Origin of the sequence: Aliidongia dinghuensis, from assembly GCF_014643535.1 — a bacterium.
Taxonomy (GTDB): domain Bacteria; phylum Pseudomonadota; class Alphaproteobacteria; order ATCC43930; family CGMCC-115725; genus Aliidongia; species Aliidongia dinghuensis.
Genome location: NZ_BMJQ01000001.1, coordinates 168,877 through 186,842 on the forward strand (window position 1 = coordinate 168,877; position 17,966 = coordinate 186,842).

18 protein-coding genes are annotated in these 17,966 nt (G+C 69.2%); 2 read left to right on the forward strand and 16 right to left on the reverse strand.

Features of this window, described 5'->3' with window-relative positions; genetic code table 11:
• Positions 1-77 precede the first annotated feature (77 nt).
• The 7 genes from rpsO to rimP form a co-directional block, all read right to left on the reverse strand.
• On the reverse strand, positions 78-347 hold the full coding sequence (gene rpsO / locus IEY58_RS00740; RefSeq protein ID WP_189041407.1) for a 30S ribosomal protein S15: 270 nt from the start codon (positions 345-347) through the stop codon (positions 78-80).
• 17 nt (positions 348-364) lie between these two features.
• Complete coding sequence (truB, locus tag IEY58_RS00745) at positions 365-1,285, reverse strand: tRNA pseudouridine(55) synthase TruB (RefSeq protein ID WP_189041409.1); 921 nt, start codon at positions 1,283-1,285, stop codon at positions 365-367.
• Positions 1,282-1,695: a 30S ribosome-binding factor RbfA gene (rbfA, locus tag IEY58_RS00750; RefSeq protein WP_189041410.1), complete on the reverse strand. Its 414-nt coding sequence runs from the start codon at positions 1,693-1,695 to the stop codon at positions 1,282-1,284. The genes truB and rbfA overlap by 4 nt, the downstream gene beginning before the upstream one ends.
• Positions 1,696-1,827: 132 nt before the next feature.
• Positions 1,828-4,860 carry a translation initiation factor IF-2 gene (gene infB / locus IEY58_RS00755; protein ID WP_189041412.1) on the reverse strand — a complete coding sequence of 1,011 codons (3,033 nt, stop codon included), beginning with the start codon at positions 4,858-4,860 and terminating at the stop codon, positions 1,828-1,830.
• Positions 4,861-5,097: 237 nt separating this feature from the next.
• Positions 5,098-5,763, reverse strand: coding sequence for an RNA-binding protein (locus IEY58_RS00760; protein WP_189041414.1), 666 nt, complete (start codon positions 5,761-5,763; stop codon positions 5,098-5,100).
• 21 nt (positions 5,764-5,784) lie between these two features.
• Positions 5,785-7,314: a transcription termination factor NusA gene (gene nusA / locus IEY58_RS00765; RefSeq protein ID WP_189041416.1), complete on the reverse strand. Its 1,530-nt coding sequence runs from the start codon at positions 7,312-7,314 to the stop codon at positions 5,785-5,787.
• An 83-nt stretch (positions 7,315-7,397) separates the two neighbouring features.
• Positions 7,398-7,925: a ribosome maturation factor RimP gene (gene rimP, locus IEY58_RS00770; protein ID WP_229743395.1), complete on the reverse strand. Its 528-nt coding sequence runs from the start codon at positions 7,923-7,925 to the stop codon at positions 7,398-7,400.
• Between the two features lie 272 nt (positions 7,926-8,197).
• On the opposite strand from rimP, the gene IEY58_RS00775 reads away from it, so the two are divergent.
• Positions 8,198-8,605 carry an NUDIX domain-containing protein gene (locus IEY58_RS00775; RefSeq protein WP_189041418.1) on the forward strand — a complete coding sequence of 136 codons (408 nt, stop codon included), beginning with the start codon at positions 8,198-8,200 and terminating at the stop codon, positions 8,603-8,605.
• Between the two features lie 3 nt (positions 8,606-8,608).
• On the opposite strand, the gene IEY58_RS00780 is transcribed toward IEY58_RS00775, so the two are convergent.
• Positions 8,609-8,908 carry a YciI family protein gene (locus IEY58_RS00780; protein WP_189041420.1) on the reverse strand — a complete coding sequence of 100 codons (300 nt, stop codon included), beginning with the start codon at positions 8,906-8,908 and terminating at the stop codon, positions 8,609-8,611.
• An 86-nt stretch (positions 8,909-8,994) separates the two neighbouring features.
• Between IEY58_RS00780 and IEY58_RS00785 the strand changes: the two genes are divergently transcribed.
• Entirely contained in the window at positions 8,995-9,891 is an 897-nt protein-coding gene (locus tag IEY58_RS00785) for a LysR family transcriptional regulator (protein ID WP_189041422.1), read from the forward strand.
• Here IEY58_RS00785 and trmB read toward each other — a convergent pair.
• The 8 genes from trmB to miaB all read right to left on the reverse strand — a co-directional run bounded on the left by trmB (position 9,888) and on the right by miaB (position 17,964).
• Entirely contained in the window at positions 9,888-10,601 is a 714-nt protein-coding gene (gene trmB, locus IEY58_RS00790; protein WP_189041424.1) for a tRNA (guanosine(46)-N7)-methyltransferase TrmB, read from the reverse strand. The two genes, IEY58_RS00785 and trmB, sit on opposite strands and share 4 nt — an antisense overlap.
• Before the next feature lies 1 nt (position 10,602).
• Positions 10,603-11,772 carry a methionine adenosyltransferase gene (metK, locus tag IEY58_RS00795; RefSeq protein ID WP_189041426.1) on the reverse strand — a complete coding sequence of 390 codons (1,170 nt, stop codon included), beginning with the start codon at positions 11,770-11,772 and terminating at the stop codon, positions 10,603-10,605.
• Positions 11,773-11,930: 158 nt separating this feature from the next.
• Positions 11,931-12,428 carry a helix-turn-helix domain-containing protein gene (locus tag IEY58_RS00800; RefSeq protein WP_189041428.1) on the reverse strand — a complete coding sequence of 166 codons (498 nt, stop codon included), beginning with the start codon at positions 12,426-12,428 and terminating at the stop codon, positions 11,931-11,933.
• Positions 12,429-12,522: 94 nt separating this feature from the next.
• Positions 12,523-14,118, reverse strand: coding sequence for an apolipoprotein N-acyltransferase (gene lnt / locus IEY58_RS00805; protein WP_189041430.1), 1,596 nt, complete (start codon positions 14,116-14,118; stop codon positions 12,523-12,525).
• Complete coding sequence (locus IEY58_RS00810; protein WP_189041432.1) at positions 14,108-14,983, reverse strand: hemolysin family protein; 876 nt, start codon at positions 14,981-14,983, stop codon at positions 14,108-14,110. Before IEY58_RS00810 ends, lnt begins: the two co-directional genes overlap by 11 nt.
• Positions 14,976-15,500 carry an rRNA maturation RNase YbeY gene (gene ybeY, locus IEY58_RS00815; RefSeq protein WP_189041441.1) on the reverse strand — a complete coding sequence of 175 codons (525 nt, stop codon included), beginning with the start codon at positions 15,498-15,500 and terminating at the stop codon, positions 14,976-14,978. The genes IEY58_RS00810 and ybeY overlap by 8 nt, the downstream gene beginning before the upstream one ends.
• On the reverse strand, positions 15,497-16,585 hold the full coding sequence (locus IEY58_RS00820; protein ID WP_189041443.1) for a PhoH family protein: 1,089 nt from the start codon (positions 16,583-16,585) through the stop codon (positions 15,497-15,499). Before IEY58_RS00820 ends, ybeY begins: the two co-directional genes overlap by 4 nt.
• Positions 16,582-17,964, reverse strand: coding sequence for a tRNA (N6-isopentenyl adenosine(37)-C2)-methylthiotransferase MiaB (miaB, locus tag IEY58_RS00825; protein WP_189041445.1), 1,383 nt, complete (start codon positions 17,962-17,964; stop codon positions 16,582-16,584). The genes IEY58_RS00820 and miaB overlap by 4 nt, the downstream gene beginning before the upstream one ends.
• Between the last annotated feature and the right edge of the window lie 2 nt (positions 17,965-17,966).

Below are 17,966 nucleotides of genomic sequence, written 5' to 3' on the forward strand. Positions count from 1 at the left end.
CTCAGCCGGTCCGTTCGACTGGCTGCCCTGCCGCGATGCCCGGGGTCGCATCGCGTCGGATTGGGCGTGTGGCCTGCTCAGCGGCGCAGACCCAGCCGGCTGATCAGCTGCTCGTAGCGGGCAGCGTCCTTACGCTTCAAATAATCCAGCAGCGACCGGCGCTGGCCAACCATGACCAGGAGGCCGCGACGGCTGTGGAAATCCTTCTTGTGGTCGCCCAGATGGCCGGTCAGGTTCTTGATCCGCTCGGACAGGATCGCGACCTGGACCTCCGGCGAACCGGTGTCGCCTTCCTTGGTGGCGTATTCTTTGACGAGCTCGTTCTTGCGCTCGGCGGTAATCGACATCGGGATGCTCCTTGGGATCACAGGTTCAAAACACGCACCGGCCGAAGCATGCCTTCATCGAGCGCCGCCAAGGCGACGAGCTTCCCGCTCGCCGAGACGGAGACAATCGACCCGTTGCCGAGTTGATCGATGTTTGCCCGATCCGGCGGGCAAGGCGGCGGGACGCATTGTCCGTGCCGCAGGCGGAGCGCTTCAGCCTCCGTCAAGGCCAGGGCCGGGATGTCGTCCAGCGCGGTCTCGATCGGCAGCAGGTGCTCGGATAGCGCGCGAATATGCCCGAGTTGGTCGAGCATATCCACAGAAATCGCGTGGTCGACGGTGAAGCGGCCGACGCTCAATCGACGCAAGGCGACCAGGTGCCCGAATGTCCCCAGAACCTTGGCTAAGTCCCTGCCAAGACTACGCATATAGGCGCCTTTGCCGCAGGTGACCTCGAAGGTTGCGTGGTCTTCGTCGGGCCTTTCGACGAGCTCGAAGGCATCGATGCGTATGGCGCGGGGCTGCAATTCGACCGTCTCGCCGGCACGCGCCAAATCGTAGGCCCTGACCCCGTCGATGAGGATGGCCGAATAGGTCGACGGCACCTGCTGGATGTCGCCGGTGAATTGCCGGAGCGCCGCACGGATCTGGGATTCGGTCGGGCGGACCGCGCTGGTCTCGATGACGGCGCCCTCCGCATCGTCGGTCGCCGTCGCTTCGCCCCAGCGCACGGTCAGGCGATAGCGTTTGGTGCCAGCCATGGCATAGGCGACCGTCTTGGTCGCCTCGCCCAACGCGATCGGCAGCATGCCGCTTGCGAGCGGATCGAGCGTGCCGCCGTGGCCGGCCTTCTCCGCGTTGAAGGCGCGCCGGACACGGCCGACCGCCTGGGTCGAGGTCATGCCGACCGGCTTGTCGAACGCAACCCAGCCATGGACCGGAAGGCCGCGGCGCTTCACGCGTCCGGGTCTCCCTCACCGTCATGGGGCCGCAAGTCCTGTTGCACTTCCGGCCGGTGCAGGATCTCGTCGATGCGCTGCGCCTGGTCGAAGGAGCTGTCGAGCTCGAACGAGAGGCGCGGCACCGCGCGGAGCCGGACTTCGTGGCCGACGGCGCTGCGCAGATAGGCGGCACAGCGCTTCAGGCCCTTCAGCACCTCGGTCGAATGCTCGCCGTTCAGCGGGACCACGAAGGCGGTCGCGTTCTTGAGGTCGGGGCTGATGCGGACTTCGGTCACGGTGATGGTCCGGCCGGCCAGGTCCGGATCGCGCAGCTCGTTGCGCGCCAGCACCTGGGCCAGCACGTGGCGAATCTCCTCGCCCACGCGCAATTGCCGTTGGCTCACCGGCTGGCCGTCGCGTCTGGTCATGATGTTCTTCCTCCGGCGGACGCCCTCACCCGCCTCGCTCGCGCTCGGCCCCCTCTCCCGCCAGCGGGAGAGGGAAGGGGCCCGGCCCCCTGGGTCTCTCGCTGGGGCCGGGAAGGGTGAGGGTTGCAGCGGTTAGAGCGTCCGCTTGACCTCTTCGAGCTCGAAGCACTCGATGATGTCGCCGACCTGGATGTCCGAGTAATTCTCGAACGCCATGCCGCATTCGTAGCCCTCGCGGACTTCCCGCACCTCGTCCTTGAAGCGCTTCAGCGTCTTGAGGCTGCCTTCGTGGATCACGACGTCGTCGCGCAGCAGGCGGACCTTGGCGCCACGCTTGACCATGCCTTCGGTGATCATGCAGCCCGCGACCTTGCCGACCTTGGTAATGTCGAACACTTCGCGGATCTGGGCGTTGCCGAGGAAGTTCTCGCGCAGCGTCGGGGCGAGCATGCCTTCGAGCATCTGCTTCATGTCGTCGATCACGTCATAGATGATCGAGTAGTAGCGGATGTCGACGCCGTCGCGGCGGGCGAGGTCGCGCGCCTGCGGATTGGCGCGCACGTTGAAGCCGATGACGATCGCCTTCGATGCGCCGGCGAGGTTGATGTCGCTCTCGCTGATGGCGCCGACGCCGCTGTTCAGCACGCGGACCGTGACCTCGTCGGTCCCCAGTCCCTTGAGCGACGCCAGGATCGCCTCGAGCGAGCCCTGCACGTCCGACTTGACGACGATCGGCAGTTCCTTGGCCGTGCCGGCCGCGATCGCGGAGAACATCTCCTCGAGCGTGCCGCGCGCGCCCGCCACCTGGCTCGCCTCGCGCTTCTTGCGCTGGCGGAACTCCGTGACCTCGCGGGCCCGGGCGTCGTTCTCGACGACCGAGAAATCGTCGCCCGCGAGCGGGGCGGCGTTGAGGCCCAGTACTTCGACCGGCATGCCCGGGCCGGCCGACTTCAGGTTCTCGCCCTTGTCGTCGATCAAGGCGCGCACCTTGCCCCACTCGCCGCCGGCCACGAAGATGTCGCCGACCTTGAGCGTGCCGCGCTGGATCAGCACGGTCGCGACCGCGCCGCGGCCGCGCTCGAGCTTGGCCTCGATGATGACGCCCTCGGCCGAGCGGTCCGGGTTGGCGCGCAGGTCAAGGATTTCGGCCTGCAGCAGGATCGCTTCCTGCAGCTTGTCGAGGCCGGTCTTCTTCAGCGCCGACACCTCGATGTCGAGCACGTCGCCGCCCATGGCCTCGACGACCAGGTCATGCTGCAGCAGCTCCTGGCGGACCCGGTTGGGATCGGCGCCCGGCTTGTCGATCTTGTTGATCGCCACGATGATCGGCGCGTTCGCCGCCTTGGCATGGCGGATCGCCTCGACCGTCTGCTCCTTGATGCCGTCGTCGGCCGCGACCACGAGCACGACGATGTCGGTCACGTTGGCGCCGCGGGCGCGCATGGCGGTGAAGGCCTGGTGGCCCGGCGTGTCGATGAAAGTGATCTTCTCGCCGCCCGCCAGCGTCACCTGATAGGCGCCGATGTGCTGGGTGATGCCGCCGGCCTCGCCCGCCGCCACGTCGGTCTTGCGGAGCGCGTCCAGCAGCGAGGTCTTGCCGTGGTCGACATGGCCCATGATGGTGACGACCGGGGGACGCGCCACGCGCGCCTCGTCCTGATCCGCTTCACCCTTGAGGCCGATCTCGACGTCCGACTCGGCGACGCGCTTCACCACATGGCCGAACTCGGCCACGATCAGCTCGGCGGTGTCGGCGTCGATCGACTGGGTGATCGTCGCCATCACGCCGTTGCGCATCAGCGCCTTGATGACGTCGGTGCCGCGCTCGGCCATGCGGTTGGCCAGCTCCTGCACCGTGATCGTCTCGGGAACGATAACTTCGCGCACGACCTTCGGCTGCTCAGTCTGCTGCAACATGCGCAGGCGCTCGCGCTCGCGGGCCCGGCGGACCGAGGCGAGCGAGCGCGTGCGGTCGTCGTCGTCCGATAGCGCGCGGGTGACGGTGAGCTTGCCCGTCCGGCGCCGCTGATCGGCACCCCGGGTGCGTGCCGGCACCGGTGCGGCGACGGCGCGCTTGTCGGCGGGTCGGCCGACCGCACCGCGCTTCGGCGCGTCGTCGGCCTCGGGCTCGATCACGCCGGGCTTGACCTTGCCGGCCGCGGTCAGGGCCGCGACCTTGGCGGCGGCGGCCTTGCCGGCGCGCTCGGCCATCTCGCGGCGCGAGTCGTCCTCGACCTTCTGCTTCTTCGCGGCCTCTTCGGCGGCGCGGCGCGACTCTTCCTCGGCACGGCGCCGGACTTCGGCGGCGGCCGTCTCCTCGGCGTGACGGCGACGCTCTTCCTCGTCGCGCTGCCGCTCCGTCTCGAGCTCGCGGGCGCGCGCGGCACGCTCGGCCTCGGCCTGCTTCCGCGCCGTCTCGCCCTGCACCATGCTCTGGAGCGCCTTCATGCGGGCAGCGCGCTCCTCCTCCGTCAGCGTGCGCGGCGCGCCGCCGCTGCCGCGACGCAGCGTGGACTGCGAAGAGGGCGTCAGGACACGGGCGGCTGGGCGCGGGCCGGGCACGCGCGTCGGCTCCGCCGGGCGCGGTGCCGGCGTCACCACGGGTGCCGCTTCAACCTTCGGCGTGGCCGTCGGGGCTGCGGGCGCCTGGGCGGCGGGGGCCGGCTCCTGGACGGCCGGCGCGGCGGCGATGGGTGCAGGTTCGACGACCGGCTCGGGCCTTGGCGTCGGAGCGGGCTGGACGGCGGCCGGTTGCACCGGGGCCGGCTGCGGCGGAATGGGCTGCGCGGGAACCGGCTGAACAGGAGCAGCCTGCGCAGGAGCCGCGTGCGTCGGGGCGACGGCGGGCCGCACGGTCGGCGCCGGAGCCGTGCCGGCCGCGGGAGCGGTCGGCGGCGTCACCCGATGGACGACTGGCGCGGGCTGTGGCGCGGGTGCCGCGGCCGGTGCCGCGGCGGCTTCGGTCGGCGGATGGCCGGGACGCGGCGGTTCGATCGCGCGCTTCTTCTTGACCTCGACGGTCACGGTCTTGCTACGTCCGTGCGGGAAGCTCTGCCGGACCTGACCCGAGCCCGCATCGATCGGCTTCTTCAGCTCGAGGCGGCCACCAGGGCGGGCGCCGAGGCTGAGGGGGCGCTTGGTCTCTTGTTCGTTGCTGTCCGTCATGTCTTCCCGAAACCGTCCATCCACTCGGGTGCCCGCGGCACCGTTGCCTGACCGCGAGACGCCCCTTGAAGAGCATCCGCCAGAACTTCGCCCCTTGATCCGCCGCCCATCCTGGGCGCCCGATCGCGGGGATACAGCCGACCGGCCCGGAAGTTCCGATACCAGGCGACACCAGCCCCTTGCCCGACCGCCCCCAAGCGATCGTGCGCGGAGCTATACTCCATCGGCCGCACCGAGTCAGGTGCGGCGTGATCCTTCACGCGGCGATGCCGCGTCGGCCGGCATGCGGAACCCGGCGAGCCGGGCCGCATCGACCTGCAACCGCGCCGCGAGCGCGCCGGCGCCAATCGCCCCGTGCACCACGTGATCGCGGCCGAATGCGGCGCCCAACTCGGCGGCATCCAGCTGGTCCATCACCGGCAACCCGGGAGCCATGGCGGTGATCTTCTGCCGCCCGCCGTCAGCGCCGTCGGATGCTGCGACCAGCAGACCGACGCCGCCCTTGCGAATGGCCTGACCGACCTTCTCGAACCCTGCCACCGCCTTGCCGGACCGCCGGGCAAGCCCGACCGCATCACGACACCGTTGGACCAGCAGCAACTCGATCCGGTCGGCAAGATCCGCGGGTATCGTAACCGAACGGCGCGCCGCCCGATCGAATGCCCGCTTCTTCACCGCCGTCGCCACTATATCGCGGCGACTGGTCAACCACAAACCCCGCCCCGGCAGGGCAGCCCCGACATCCGGCACGATCATGCCATCGGGGCCGACCACGCAACGGACCATCGTCTCCTTCGCGAGCCGCTCGCCGGTGACGATGCACCGCCGGAGCGGACCCGTTTCCGCTTCGTCCGGCGCTGCCCCGTCGGGCGTGCCGTCAGGGGTCGTGTCGGCTTCGTCCATCGTCCGATCAGGCTTCCCCAATCAGGCTTCCGGCGCCGTGCCGTCTTCCTCGGCGAACCAGTGGGCGCGGGCGGCCATGATGATCTCGTTCGCCTGCTCTTCGGACAGCCGCGTCACGTCCTTCAACAGCTCGGTCAGCTCGTCGCTCGCAAGGTCGCCCAGGTCGTCGAGCGTCTTGACGCCGTTCTCGCCAAGCTTCGCCGCCATGCCGAGCGTCATGCCGTCGAGCTCGATGAGCTCGTCCTCGACGCCCAGCTCCTTGCGCCGCTCCTCGAAGATCGCGTTCTGCTGATCGAGGAAGCTCAGCGCGCGAGCTTGCAGCTCGCTTGCCACGTCTTCGTCGAACCCTTCGATATTGGCGAGTTCGTCGAGCGCCACGTAGGCCACTTCCTCGACCGACGTGAAGCCTTCGTTCACCAGCAGATGGGCAATGACGTCGTCCACGTCCAGGGCCTCGATGAAGAGCGCGCTCCGCGACTGCACTTCTGCGGTGCGCCGCTCGCTCTCCTCGGCCTCGGTCAGGATGTCGATGTCCCAGCCGGTCAGCTGCGAGGCGAGCCGCACGTTCTGGCCGCGGCGGCCGATCGCGAGCGACAGCTGGTCGTCCGGCACCACCACCTCGATGCGGCGCTGCTCCTCGTCCATGACGACCTTGGCGACTTCGGCCGGGGCGAGCGCATTGACGACGAAGGTCGCCGGGTCCTGCGACCAGGGGATGATGTCGATCTTCTCGCCCTGCAGCTCGGCCACGACCGCCTGGACGCGGCTGCCGCGCATGCCGACGCAGGCGCCGACCGGGTCGATCGAGCTGTCGTTCGAGATGACGCCGATCTTGGCACGGCTGCCCGGGTCGCGCGCGACCGCACGGATTTCGATGATGCCGTCGTAGATCTCCGGCACTTCCTGGGCGAACAGCTTCGCCATGAACTGCGGATGGGTGCGCGACAGGAAGATCTGCGGGCCGCGGATCTCGGGGCGCACGTCATAGATATAGGCGCGCACGCGCTCGCCCTGGCGGAACGTCTCGCGCGGCAAGAGCTCGTCGCGGCGCAGCATGGCCTCGGCACGGCCCAGGTCGACCACGACATTGCCGAACTCGACGCGCTTCACCAGGCCGTTCACGATCTCGCCGATGCGGTCCTTGAACTCGCGGTACTGGCGCTGCCGCTCGGCATCGCGCACGCGCTGCACGATCACCTGCTTCGCGGTCTGGGCCGCGATGCGGCCGAAATCGATCGGCGGCAGCGGGTCGGTGATGAAGTCGCCGACCTGGGCCGAGGGGTCGTGCAGCTGCGCCTCCTCGAGGCTCATCTGCGTCGCCTCGTTCTCGATCGGATCCGCCACCTCGCGGAAGCGCATCAGCCGGATCTCGCCGGTCTTGCGGTCGATCTCGGCGCGGATGTCGTATTCCTGGCCATACTTGGAGCGGCCGGCCTTCTGGATGGCCTGTTCCATCGCTTCCAGCACCTCGTCGCGCTCGATGCCTTTGTCGCGCGCGACAGTGTCGGCGACCAGCAGGAGCTCGGGGCGGGCGGCGAGTGACTGTTCCATGATCGGTCTCACATAACTTCTGTCGGCGAGCGGCGGGAATGCGGACCCGGCTCGGTTAATGTTGTGGCTGCGGCCGCCCCAAGTCAGGCGGCGGTATTCTCTTCGGGCTCGTCGCCGGACGGATGCTGCGGCGCGAACGCCTTCAGCAGGGCGTCGGTCAGGATCAGCTTCGCCTTGCGGATTTCGCTGAAGGGCACCGCGGCGGTGGCACCCTTCTCATCCGTTACCGGCACGCGATCCTCGGCGTCGACCGCGGCGATCACGCCCTTGAAACGCTTGCGGCCGTCGATCGGGCGCTCGGTCTCGAACTTCGCGTCGAAGCCTGCGAAGCGGGCGAAATCCTCGCGCGTGATCAGCGGCCGGTCGATGCCGGGCGAGGTCACCTCCAGCATATAAGGCAGCTTGATCGGATCTTCGACATCGAGGAGTGCTGAGACCGTGCGGCTGATGTCGGCGCAATGATCGACCGTCATGGCCGATCCGTCCGCCGGCTCCGCCATGATCTGCAGGGTCGGCCGGTTGCCGCCGCCGAAGCTCAAGCGCACGAGCCGGAAGCCCATGCTTTCCAGCGACGGGGTGATCATGCGCTCGATGATCTCGACTTCCCTCAAACAGCGACCCTTTCCGGTATGACGATGGGCGGCGGACGGGCCGCGCCGGACGAAAACTGAAAGCAGAAACGAAAAGTGGGCCCGCAGGCCCACCGATCGAGCTAACCAACCATCGATGGGATTAGCAGCGCCGCATAATAGTCGGATGTCATCGGACTGCAAGCAAACTTGTGGCGCCCGGTGCGCGCAGCAGACGCGCGCCGGTCGGAGGATTCTTGGGCTCCCGCGATTTCGCTGAAGCCGCATCATACCGCGATGGAAAGAGGGGGCTCATGAATCCTGAACCTCGCGTCGGTTGTGGCGCTGCGATCGTCGTCGACCGCCGGATCCTGCTGATCAGGCGCCGCCATCCGCCGGAGCCCGGGCATTGGGGTCTGCCGGGCGGCAAGGTCGACTGGCTGGAGCCGGCCGCGACAGCGGTCGCGCGCGAGGTCAGGGAGGAGCTGGGCCTCGGCATCCGGCCGGAGCGGCTCCTGTGCCTGACCGACCAGATCGACGCCGCGGCCGGAACCCACTGGCTGGCGCCGGTCTATCTGGTCGATCGCTTCGAGGGCGAGCCCCGGCTCATGGAGCCGGAGAAGCACGACGCGTTCGACTGGTTCCCGCTCGATGCCCTGCCCGAGCCGCTGACGCTGGCCACGCGCGTGGCACTGCCGGCGCTCATGGCAGCGCTGGACTGACGCTCAGATCCGGCGACGGCCGCCGGCGAACACCTGGGTCCAAGCGCAAATCCGGACCGATTTGCGGAGGCCCGTCGGCCAGAACGGGTCCTCGTGCACCAGGCGCTCGACGGCCTCGGCCGTCTCGGCCGTGACCAGCCACAGGCCGCCGGCCGGACTGCCGTCGGCGGCCTTGAGCGGCCCGGCCGCCTCGATGGTCCCGGCGTGGCGCTCGAGGAAGGCCAGATGCTCCGGCATGAGCCGGCGGCGAATCGCGTCGGCGTCGGCGGTATGGTCTTCGAACAACACGGCAAACAGCGGCATGGCACATCTCCCTCAAATGAGGCCGTCATTCTCGCGCGTCGTTTTTGCCGTGCCGAGCCGTAGTTCCGCTGCGCTATGCTGCAAATATGCAGGCTATCCAATGGGACGATCTCCGCTTCATCCTGGCGCTCGGCCGGGCGCGTTCGCTCGGCGGGGCGGGGCGGCTCCTGGGCGTCGATCCGACCACGGTCGGTCGGCGCCTGCGTGCGGCAGAGCAGGTCCTGGCCGCCCGGCTGTTCGAGCGGGCGGCCGACGGCACGCTGCAGCCGACGGAGGCGGGCGAGCGAGCGCTCGCCCATGCCGAGTCGGTCGAAGCCTCGGTCGGCGGCTTCATTGCGGCCGTAGCGGGTACGGCCATGGCTGCCGCCGGCACGGTGCGGCTCACCGCCGTGCCGCTGCTCGTGAGCCATGTGCTGGCGCCGGCGAGTCCCGGACTTGCTGCGCGCCACCCGGGGCTGCGGTTGGAGCTTGTGGCCGAGCCCCGGGACCTGAGCCTGACCCGGCGCGAGGCTGACGTGGCGCTGCGCTTGGCGCGGCCGGATGCGGGCACCGGCGACCGCATCCTTGCCCGCCGGGTCGGCCATCTCGCCTACGGCGTCTACGCCGCAGCATCGATCGCGGATGCGGCGGCGCTGCCCTGGGTTACCTATGAGGAGGGCATGGCGCGCCTGCCGCAGGCGCGCTGGGTGGCGGATGCCGCGCGTGCCAGAGATGCGGTGGCACCAGTGGCGTTCAACGACGCGGCGGCGCTGATGCAGGCAGTCGAGGCCGGGCTCGGACGGGCCCTTCTGCCGTGCCTCGTCGCCGACCGGCAACCAGGCCTGCGCCGGCTCGACGAGAAACGCACGCTGCCGGCACGCGAGCTTTGGCTGCTCGTCCATCCCGAGCTGCGCCATCTACCCCGCGTCGCCGCCGTTTGCGACTGGATCGACGACACTCTGCGTGTATCCGGCGCGGGCTCTAACTATTCGATCCGGCCCTAGATACGCGGCCGGCGTTTCAAGCGCAGGAACGCCGGCCGCCGACCCTGGGCGATGGCCTTTGCCTCGTAGCGGGTCTGCGGCCAGTCCTCGGGACGCTCGCGCCAGTCGGCGGGTCCACGGGCGAGCCACTCGAATGCCGGGTGGTCGGTCGCGCGCGCCAGCATCCAGCGCAGGTAGTCGACATGGTCTGTGGCGAGCCGGAGCTCCGCCCCGTCCGCCATCAGCTCGGCCAGGCGGTCGAGCGTTTCGGCCTGGACCAGGCGGCGCTTGTGGTGCCGGGTCTTGCGCCACGGATCGGGGAACAGGATGAACACCCGGTCGAGCGAGGCCGGCGGCAGGATGTCGAGCACGCGCCGCGCGTCCTCGGTCGCGACGCGGATGTTCGTGCTGCTGTCGCGCGTGACATGGCCCAGCATCTGGACGATGCCGTTCTCGAACACTTCGCAGCCGATGAGGCCGATATCAGGGTTGTTGGCCGCCTGCGCCGCCAGATGCTCGCCGCCGCCGAAGCCGATCTCGAGCCAGACGGCCCGTGGCGGCTTCGGGAAGATACCCGCCGGCCCTTTGGCCGCGAGTTCGTCCATGGAGAGTTTCAACTGGGGCAGCGCCTCGTCCAGAAGGCGCTGCTGGGCGGCGCGCAGCTTGTGGCCGCGCCGCCGCCCGTGCAGACGGTCGCGGCGCGGTGGCGCCGCGTCCGTCGTTTCGGTCATCTTAGCCGAAGATGCGCTTCAGCTCGTCGACCAGGTCGAGCCGTTCCCACGAGAAGCCGCCGTCGGCCTCGGCTGCGCGGCCGAAGTGGCCGTAGCTCGAGGTGCGCGTATAGATCGGCCGGTTGAGGCCGAGATGCGTGCGGATGCCGCGCGGCGTGAGGTTGACCAGCTCCTGCAGCACGGCCGACAGCTTCTCCTCGTCGACCCGGCCGGTGCCGGCCGTGTCGATGTAGACCGACAGCGGATGCGACACGCCGATCGCGTAGCTGAGCTGGATCGTGCAGCGGTCGGCCAGGCCGGCACCGACGACATTCTTCGCCAGATAGCGCGCGGCATAGGCGGCCGAGCGGTCGACCTTCGTCGGGTCCTTGCCCGAGAAGGCGCCGCCGCCGTGCGGGGCAGCACCGCCATAGGTGTCGACGATGATCTTGCGGCCGGTGAGGCCCGCGTCGCCGTCCGGGCCGCCGATGACGAAGCGGCCGGTCGGGTTGACGTAGAACTTGTCCTCCGGGCACATCCAGCCTTCCGGCAGGACCTTCAAGACGTGCGGGCGGACGATCTCGCGCACCTCGGCGACGTCGACGCTCTCGTCGTGCTGGGTCGAGACGACGATCGAGGTGGCGCCGACCGGCTTGCCGTTCTTGTACTGCAGCGAGACCTGGCTCTTGGCGTCGGGGCCCAAGAGCGAGTTCGCGTCGGCATGGCGGGCGGCCGAGAGCGAGCGCAGGATGTTGTGGGCGTAGTAGATCGGCGCCGGCATCAGCTCTTCGGTCTCGCGCACGGCGTAGCCGAACATGATGCCCTGGTCGCCGGCACCCTCGTCTTTGTTGCCGGCGGCATCGACGCCGACGGCGATGTCGACCGACTGCTCATGGACGTGGCATTCGATCTCGGCATTCTTCCAGTGGAAGCCCGCCTGCTCGTAGCCGATGTCCTTGATCGCCTGGCGCGCGGTCTCGATCAGGCGGTCGTGGGTCACCGAGGCGGGACCACGGACCTCGCCGGCCAAAACGACGCGATTGGTCGTGGCCAGGGTCTCGACGGCGATGCGGGCCTGCGGGTCGGCGCCCAGATACAGATCGACGATCGAATCCGAGATCCGGTCGCAGACCTTGTCCGGATGGCCTTCGGAAACGGATTCGCTGGTGAATACGTAGTCGGTCTTGACCAAGGTCAACCTCTCCTCAATGACGGCTTTCCCCGACGTCGGCCCCTCGCCGACCGGTGGGCGCACGTCTGCCCAAGTCACCAAGCATGTTGGCGGCCGCCTTTCTTGCGAGACGTGCTCGCTTGTCGTCAAGACTTTTGGTGACGACTCTGACGCGAGGCTCAATTGTCCGTCGCGTCGTCGCTCTCCGCCGGCGCCAGCGCTTTGGTGAGCTCGAACAGCCGCCGCCGCACCGCCGGCTCTGCGATGCGATAATAAGCCCGAACGAGTTCAAGCGTCTCGCGCCGCGCCATCGGCTCGGCTTCGAACGCAACGGCGGGCGGCGGCGAGAGCCCCTGGCTCTGCTGGATCTGCCGCATGGCCTCGACCGTATCCGGGCTCATCTCGCTGAAGAAGAACTGGACCGGTACGTCGAGCACGCCCGATAATTCCCACAGCCGCGATGCGCCGATCCGGTTGGCGCCGCGCTCGTATTTCTGCACCTGCTGGAAAGTGAGGCCGATCGCCTCGCCCAATTTCTCCTGGGAAAGACCGAGCAGCGTGCGTCGCAGCCGGACCCGGGCGCCGACATGGACGTCGATGGGGTTGGGTCGATCCAGTTTCGGACGGCGGCGGACGGGCCGTTTGCGCACAGGGGAGCCGGAAAGATTTTGAGCCATGGACTATCAACCTGGCGATGACGACGTCGGCACGAAGGCACGTACCGATCTTTTTCAACGCATCGCCTGGTGTTCGGTTCCTCAGGAGCCCTCTTCAGCGGCGTCGGGCGACGCCAACTGCCGCCCCGCCCAGCACCACAATCAGCACGAAGAACGCGTCGTCGCCCCAGCGACCGTAAGGTGTCGCCTCCGGCAGGGCCGCCGGCAGCGGCACGTCGAGCACGCCCGAGCGGCCGAGCCCGAGGCTCGCCAGCACACGGCCGTGGGCGTCGACCACACCGGAAATGCCCGTGTTCGCCGCGCGGACGAGCGGCAGGCCTTCCTCAACCGCGCGCGTGCGGGCGATCGCGAAATGCTGGTGCGGCCCGGTCGAGGTGCCGAACCAGGCATCATTGGTGACGTTCAGGATCCAGCCCGGCCGATGCGCCTCGTCGATCACGTCGTGCGGAAAGATCGCCTCGTAGCAGATGATCGGCCCGGCCGGCGGCAGCGGGCCGGCCGGGATCGTCACCGGGCCGGGGCCGGTCGAGAAATCGAAGCGCCGGGCGACGATCTGATTGAACTGCAGGTACTTGTGGAACGGCACATATTCGCCGAACGGCACCAGATGGAACTTGTCGTAGCTGCCGACGATCGTGCCGCTCGGATCGATGGCCGAGATGTTGTTCCAGGCTTGGGTGATGTTGCCCTGGCCGTCGACCTCGCCGCGGAGCGTGCCGGTGATGACCAAGCCGTTCGCCGGCGCGACGGCGCCGATCGCCTGCCGGACACGGGTATCGAGGTTGATGAACGTGCCGACGGAGCCTTCGGGCCAGATCTGTGCCGTGACCTTGTCGGCGCCCGGGCTTTGCGCCATGGCGAGGAGCCGCTGGATGCGCGCGACCTCGAGCTCGCGCGTCGAGACGGCCGTCTGCTGGAACGCCGGCTGCACCAGGCGCAGCGTCACGCCGGCCATCAGCGGGTCCGGGCCGCCGGCGAGGCGCAGGCCGCCCCAGCCGAGGGCCGCCGCGAGGCCCGCGAGGCCCAGAAGCGGCGCCAGCGCCGACCGGTCGGGCGCGCCGAGGCGGGCGGGGAGGGCCGCGACCAGCACGGTCGCGACACTCACGCCATAGATGCCGATGACCGACACCCATTGCAGCCCGGCAAGGAGCGGCAGCGCGTCGCCCGACCAGGTATAGCCGATCAGCACCCAGGGGAAGCCGGTCAGCATATGGCCGCGCAGCCATTCGGCGAGGCCCCAGGCGGCCGCCAGCGCCAGGATGCGCGCGACGCCGGGCCGCGCCACGCGATGGGCCAGTGCGGTTGCCGCCCCGTTATAGACCGCCAGCAGTGCCGGCAGGCCCAGGAGCGCGAACGGCACCATCCACCAGAACTGCGCGATATCGACGAACATCGCCTCGGTCGTCCAATAGAGGCTGGGCACGTAGAAGCCCAGGCCCCAGAGGAAGCCGTCGGCGAAGGCGCCGCGCCAGCCGAGGCGGCCGTCGATCAGCCAGACGAGGCCGGGGAACGCGATGAAGAGCAGCGGCACCAGGTTGAACGGCGGCATCGCGCCCGCCGCCAGCAGGCCGAGCGCCAGCGCGATGCCGGCACGGCGCCAGCCGCTGGCGAGCGCCATTCGCCGGGCGAGCTGCGGCAAGGGCGCGCCGAACACGCCGCCCGCGCGGGCTTGCACCTGTTCAGATGTCATCACCGGCCGGTTCGATCTTGGGTTGGCGTCGGACACGCAGGCGGCGCAGGCGCCGCTGGTCGGCATCCAGCACCTCGAAGGTGAAGCCGCTCGGGTGCGCGATGGTCTCGCCGCGCAACGGGACATGGCCCGCGAGCATGAAGATGAGGCCGCCGACGGTGTCGACCTCCTCCTCGGCATCGGGCATGAGCAGCCGGGCATCGAGTGCCGCCTCCAGTTCCTCGATCGGCGTGCGCGCGTCGACGATCAGGCTGCCGTCGGCACGCTCCAGGATATGGGCCGGTTCGGTCTCGTCATGCTCGTCCTCGATGTCGCCGACGATCTCCTCGACCAGGTCCTCGATCGTGATGAGGCCGTCGATGCCGCCGAACTCGTCGACGACGAACGCCATGTGCACGCGCTGCTGGCGCATTTGCGAGAGCAGGTCCAGCACCCGCGACGACGGGGCGACGAACAGCACCTTGCGCAGGAGCTTCTGCAGCGACGGGCTGCGGCCGGCCGCGACATAGCCCATGACGTCCTTGACGTGGACCATGCCGACGATGTGGTCGAGATCGTCCTCGTAAACCGGCAGGCGCGAATGGCCTTCCTCGACGAAGAGCTTCACGACCTCGGCGAAATGGGTCGAGAGCTCGACCGCGACGATGTCGACGCGCGGCACCATGACGTCCCAGGCCGTGAGGTCGCGCAGCTTCAGCACGTTCTCGATCAGCGCGCGCTCGTGGCTGTCGAATGCTTCGGTGCCTTCGACGTCGTCGCTGCCGTTGTCGGCCGCGGTGGCGCCGGCCCAGCGCTTCAGCCGGTCCCATAGGCTGGGCGGCGTGTCGCTGTCGCGTGTCTTGGGATAGGAGGAGGCGTCAGTCATCGATCGCGCCAGCCAGGTCGCTCTCATAGGGATCGGCAATGCCGAGCCCTGCCAGGATGCGGATCTCCAGCGCTTCCATCCGCTGCGCCTGGTCCTCGGCCAGATGATCGAAGCCGATAAGGTGCAGCGTGCCGTGCAGCACGAGATGGGCGACATGATCGGCGAACCGCTTGCCCTGTGCTTCAGATTCGCGCTCGCAGGTCTCGTAGGCAAGGGCGATGTCGCCAAGTTCGAGCGGCAAGCCCGCGAATTCCGGCTCGGGCACCTCGCCCTCGGCCGTCTCGGTTGCCGGGAACGACAGTACGTTGGTCGGGCTGTCCTTGCCGCGCCAAGTGCGATTGAGCTCGTGCACGGTCGCATCGTCGGCGAGGAGGATGCTGATTCCTGCGAGGCCGATGCCGGGGCAGGCCGCCTCGAGCCCGCGCCGGGCGAGGCCGGCGATCCAGGCTTCCACGTCGGGCAGCGCCTCGCGCCAACCCTCTGCCTCGACCGAGACGATAATGGCGGGATCGCTCATGGCGACGGGTCCGGTTCCGCGGCGCGCGCCGCCGCGCGCTGCCGGTCGCGCGCGTTGTAGGCGTGCACGATGCGCTGGACCATCGGATGGCGCACCACGTCGTCCTCGCCGAAGCGGATGGTCGCGATCCCCTCCACCCCTTCGAGCGTCTCGAGCGCATCGGTCAGGCCCGATTGCGTGCCGCGCGGCAGGTCGATCTGCGAGAGATCGCCCGTTACCGCCATGCGCGAACCCTCGCCGAGCCGGGTCAGGAACATCTTCATCTGCACGGACGTCGTGTTCTGCGCCTCGTCCAGGATGACGAAGGCATGGGCGAGCGTGCGGCCGCGCATGAAGGCGAGCGGCGCCACCTCGATGTCGCCGTTGCCGAGCCGCTTCAGGATCTGATCGGCCGGCAGCATGTCGTGCAGCGCGTCGTAGAGCGGGCGCAAGTAGGGATCGACCTTGTCCTTGAGATCGCCGGGCAGGAAGCCCAGGCGCTCGCCCGCCTCGACCGCCGGACGCGACAGGATGATGCGCTGGACCTGGCCGGTCATCAGCATGTCGACGGCGGCGGCGACCGCCAGATAGGTCTTGCCCGTGCCGGCAGGCCCGAGCCCGAACACCAGGTCGTTCTGGCGCAGCGCCTGGATATAGGTGCGCTGGGTCACAGAGCGGGCGGTGATCTGCCGCTTGCGCGTGCGGATCGGTTCCGGCTCGGGCGTGGCACGGGCGCGCGGCGCCGTCTCGGGCTGGATCGGCGGGGTCACGCGCAGCACCGCGTCGACCTCGGCCGGGTCGACGGCGAGCCCGCGCCGGAGCCGGTCGTAGAGCGTCGCGAGCACGATGCGCGCCTGCTCGACCGAGGGCGCCGGGCCCTCGATCGTCACCAGATTGCCGCGCACGACCAGATGGACGCCGAGGCGCCGCTCGATCCGCTCCAGGTGCTGGTCGTGCTCGCCGACCAGATGGGCGAGCAGCGAATTGTCGTCGAACGTCATCTGCACCGGTGCGGGCGGCAGCGGCGCCTGGCCCCGAGTGGCGGCGGTCGGACTCGCGGGCGCGGTCGGGTTGGGGGGCGCGGTCGGCGGCAGGGGCGGACTCATGCGGCGCTCGCCGCCTCGTCACCCAGCAGCACGAGCTTGCCGCCCAGGCTCTGCAGCGTGGCCTCGGTAATGCGCACGTCGTGGATCGTGCCGATGAGGCGCGGATGGGCCAGGCAATGGACGCCCTGCAGATACGGGCTGCGACCGATCAGCTGGCCGTCGTGGCGGCCGGGCTTCTCGAACAGCACGGGCAACGTGCGGCCGATCATGCCGGCGAAGAACGCGCGCTGCTGCTGCTCCAGCAGGTCCTGCAGCTCCAGGAGCCGCGCCTGGGCGACCGCGTCCGGCACTTGGGTCTCGAGATTGGCGGCCGGTGTGCCGGGCCGCGGCGAATAGCGGAACGAGAAGGCCTGGGCGAAGCCGACCTCGCGCACGAGTGCAAGCGTCGCCTGGAAATCCTCGTCGCATTCGCCCGGGAAACCCACGATGAAGTCGGACGAGAAGGCCATGTCGGGCCTGGCCGCACGGAACCGGTCGATGAGCCGGCGATAGAGCGCCACATTGTGCTTGCGGTTCATCGCGTCGAGGATCCGGTCGCTGCCCGACTGCACCGGCAGGTGCAGGAACGGCATCAACTGGGCCAAGTCGCCGTGCGCCGCGATCAGCGCGTCGTCGACGTCGCGCGGGTGCGAGGTCGTGTAGCGGATGCGCTCGACGCCCGGGATCTCGGCCAGCGCATAGGCAAGCCGGGCGAGGCCCCAGGCACCGCCGTCGGGCGCCTCGCCGTGATAGGCGTTGACGTTCTGGCCCAGGAGCGTGATCTCGCGCGCCCCGCGGGCGGCGAGCCGCCGCGCCTCGGCCAGCACGGCCTCGGTCGGCCGCGAATATTCCGCACCCCGCGTGTAGGGCACGACGCAGAAGGTGCAGAACTTGTCGCAACCCTCCTGGATCGACAGAAAGGCCGAGACGCCGGGCGCCGTGCTCTCGTCCGGCAGGAAGTCGAACTTGGCCTCGGCCGGAAATTCGGTGTCGAGGATGCCGCGGCCCTTGCCGTCCGGCCCGGGCACTGCGCGGGCAGCGCGCGCCACCATCTCGGGCAGGCGGTGATAGGTCTGTGGCCCCAGCACGATGTCGACATAGGGCGCACGGCGCATGATCTCGGCGCCCTCGGCCTGCGCCACGCAGCCGGCGACGGCGATGATCATGTCGCCGCCCTCGCCGGTCTTCGCCTGCTTGAACGGCTTCAGGCGGCCCAGGTCCGAGAACACCTTCTCCTCCGCCTTCTCGCGGATGTGGCAGGTGTTGAGGATGACCATGTCGGCGCCGTCCGGTGTCTCGGCGGGGCTGTATCCCAGCGGCGCCAGGACGTCGGCCATGCGGGCCGAGTCGTAGACGTTCATCTGACAGCCGTAGGTCTTGATGTAGAGCTTCTTCGTCAAAG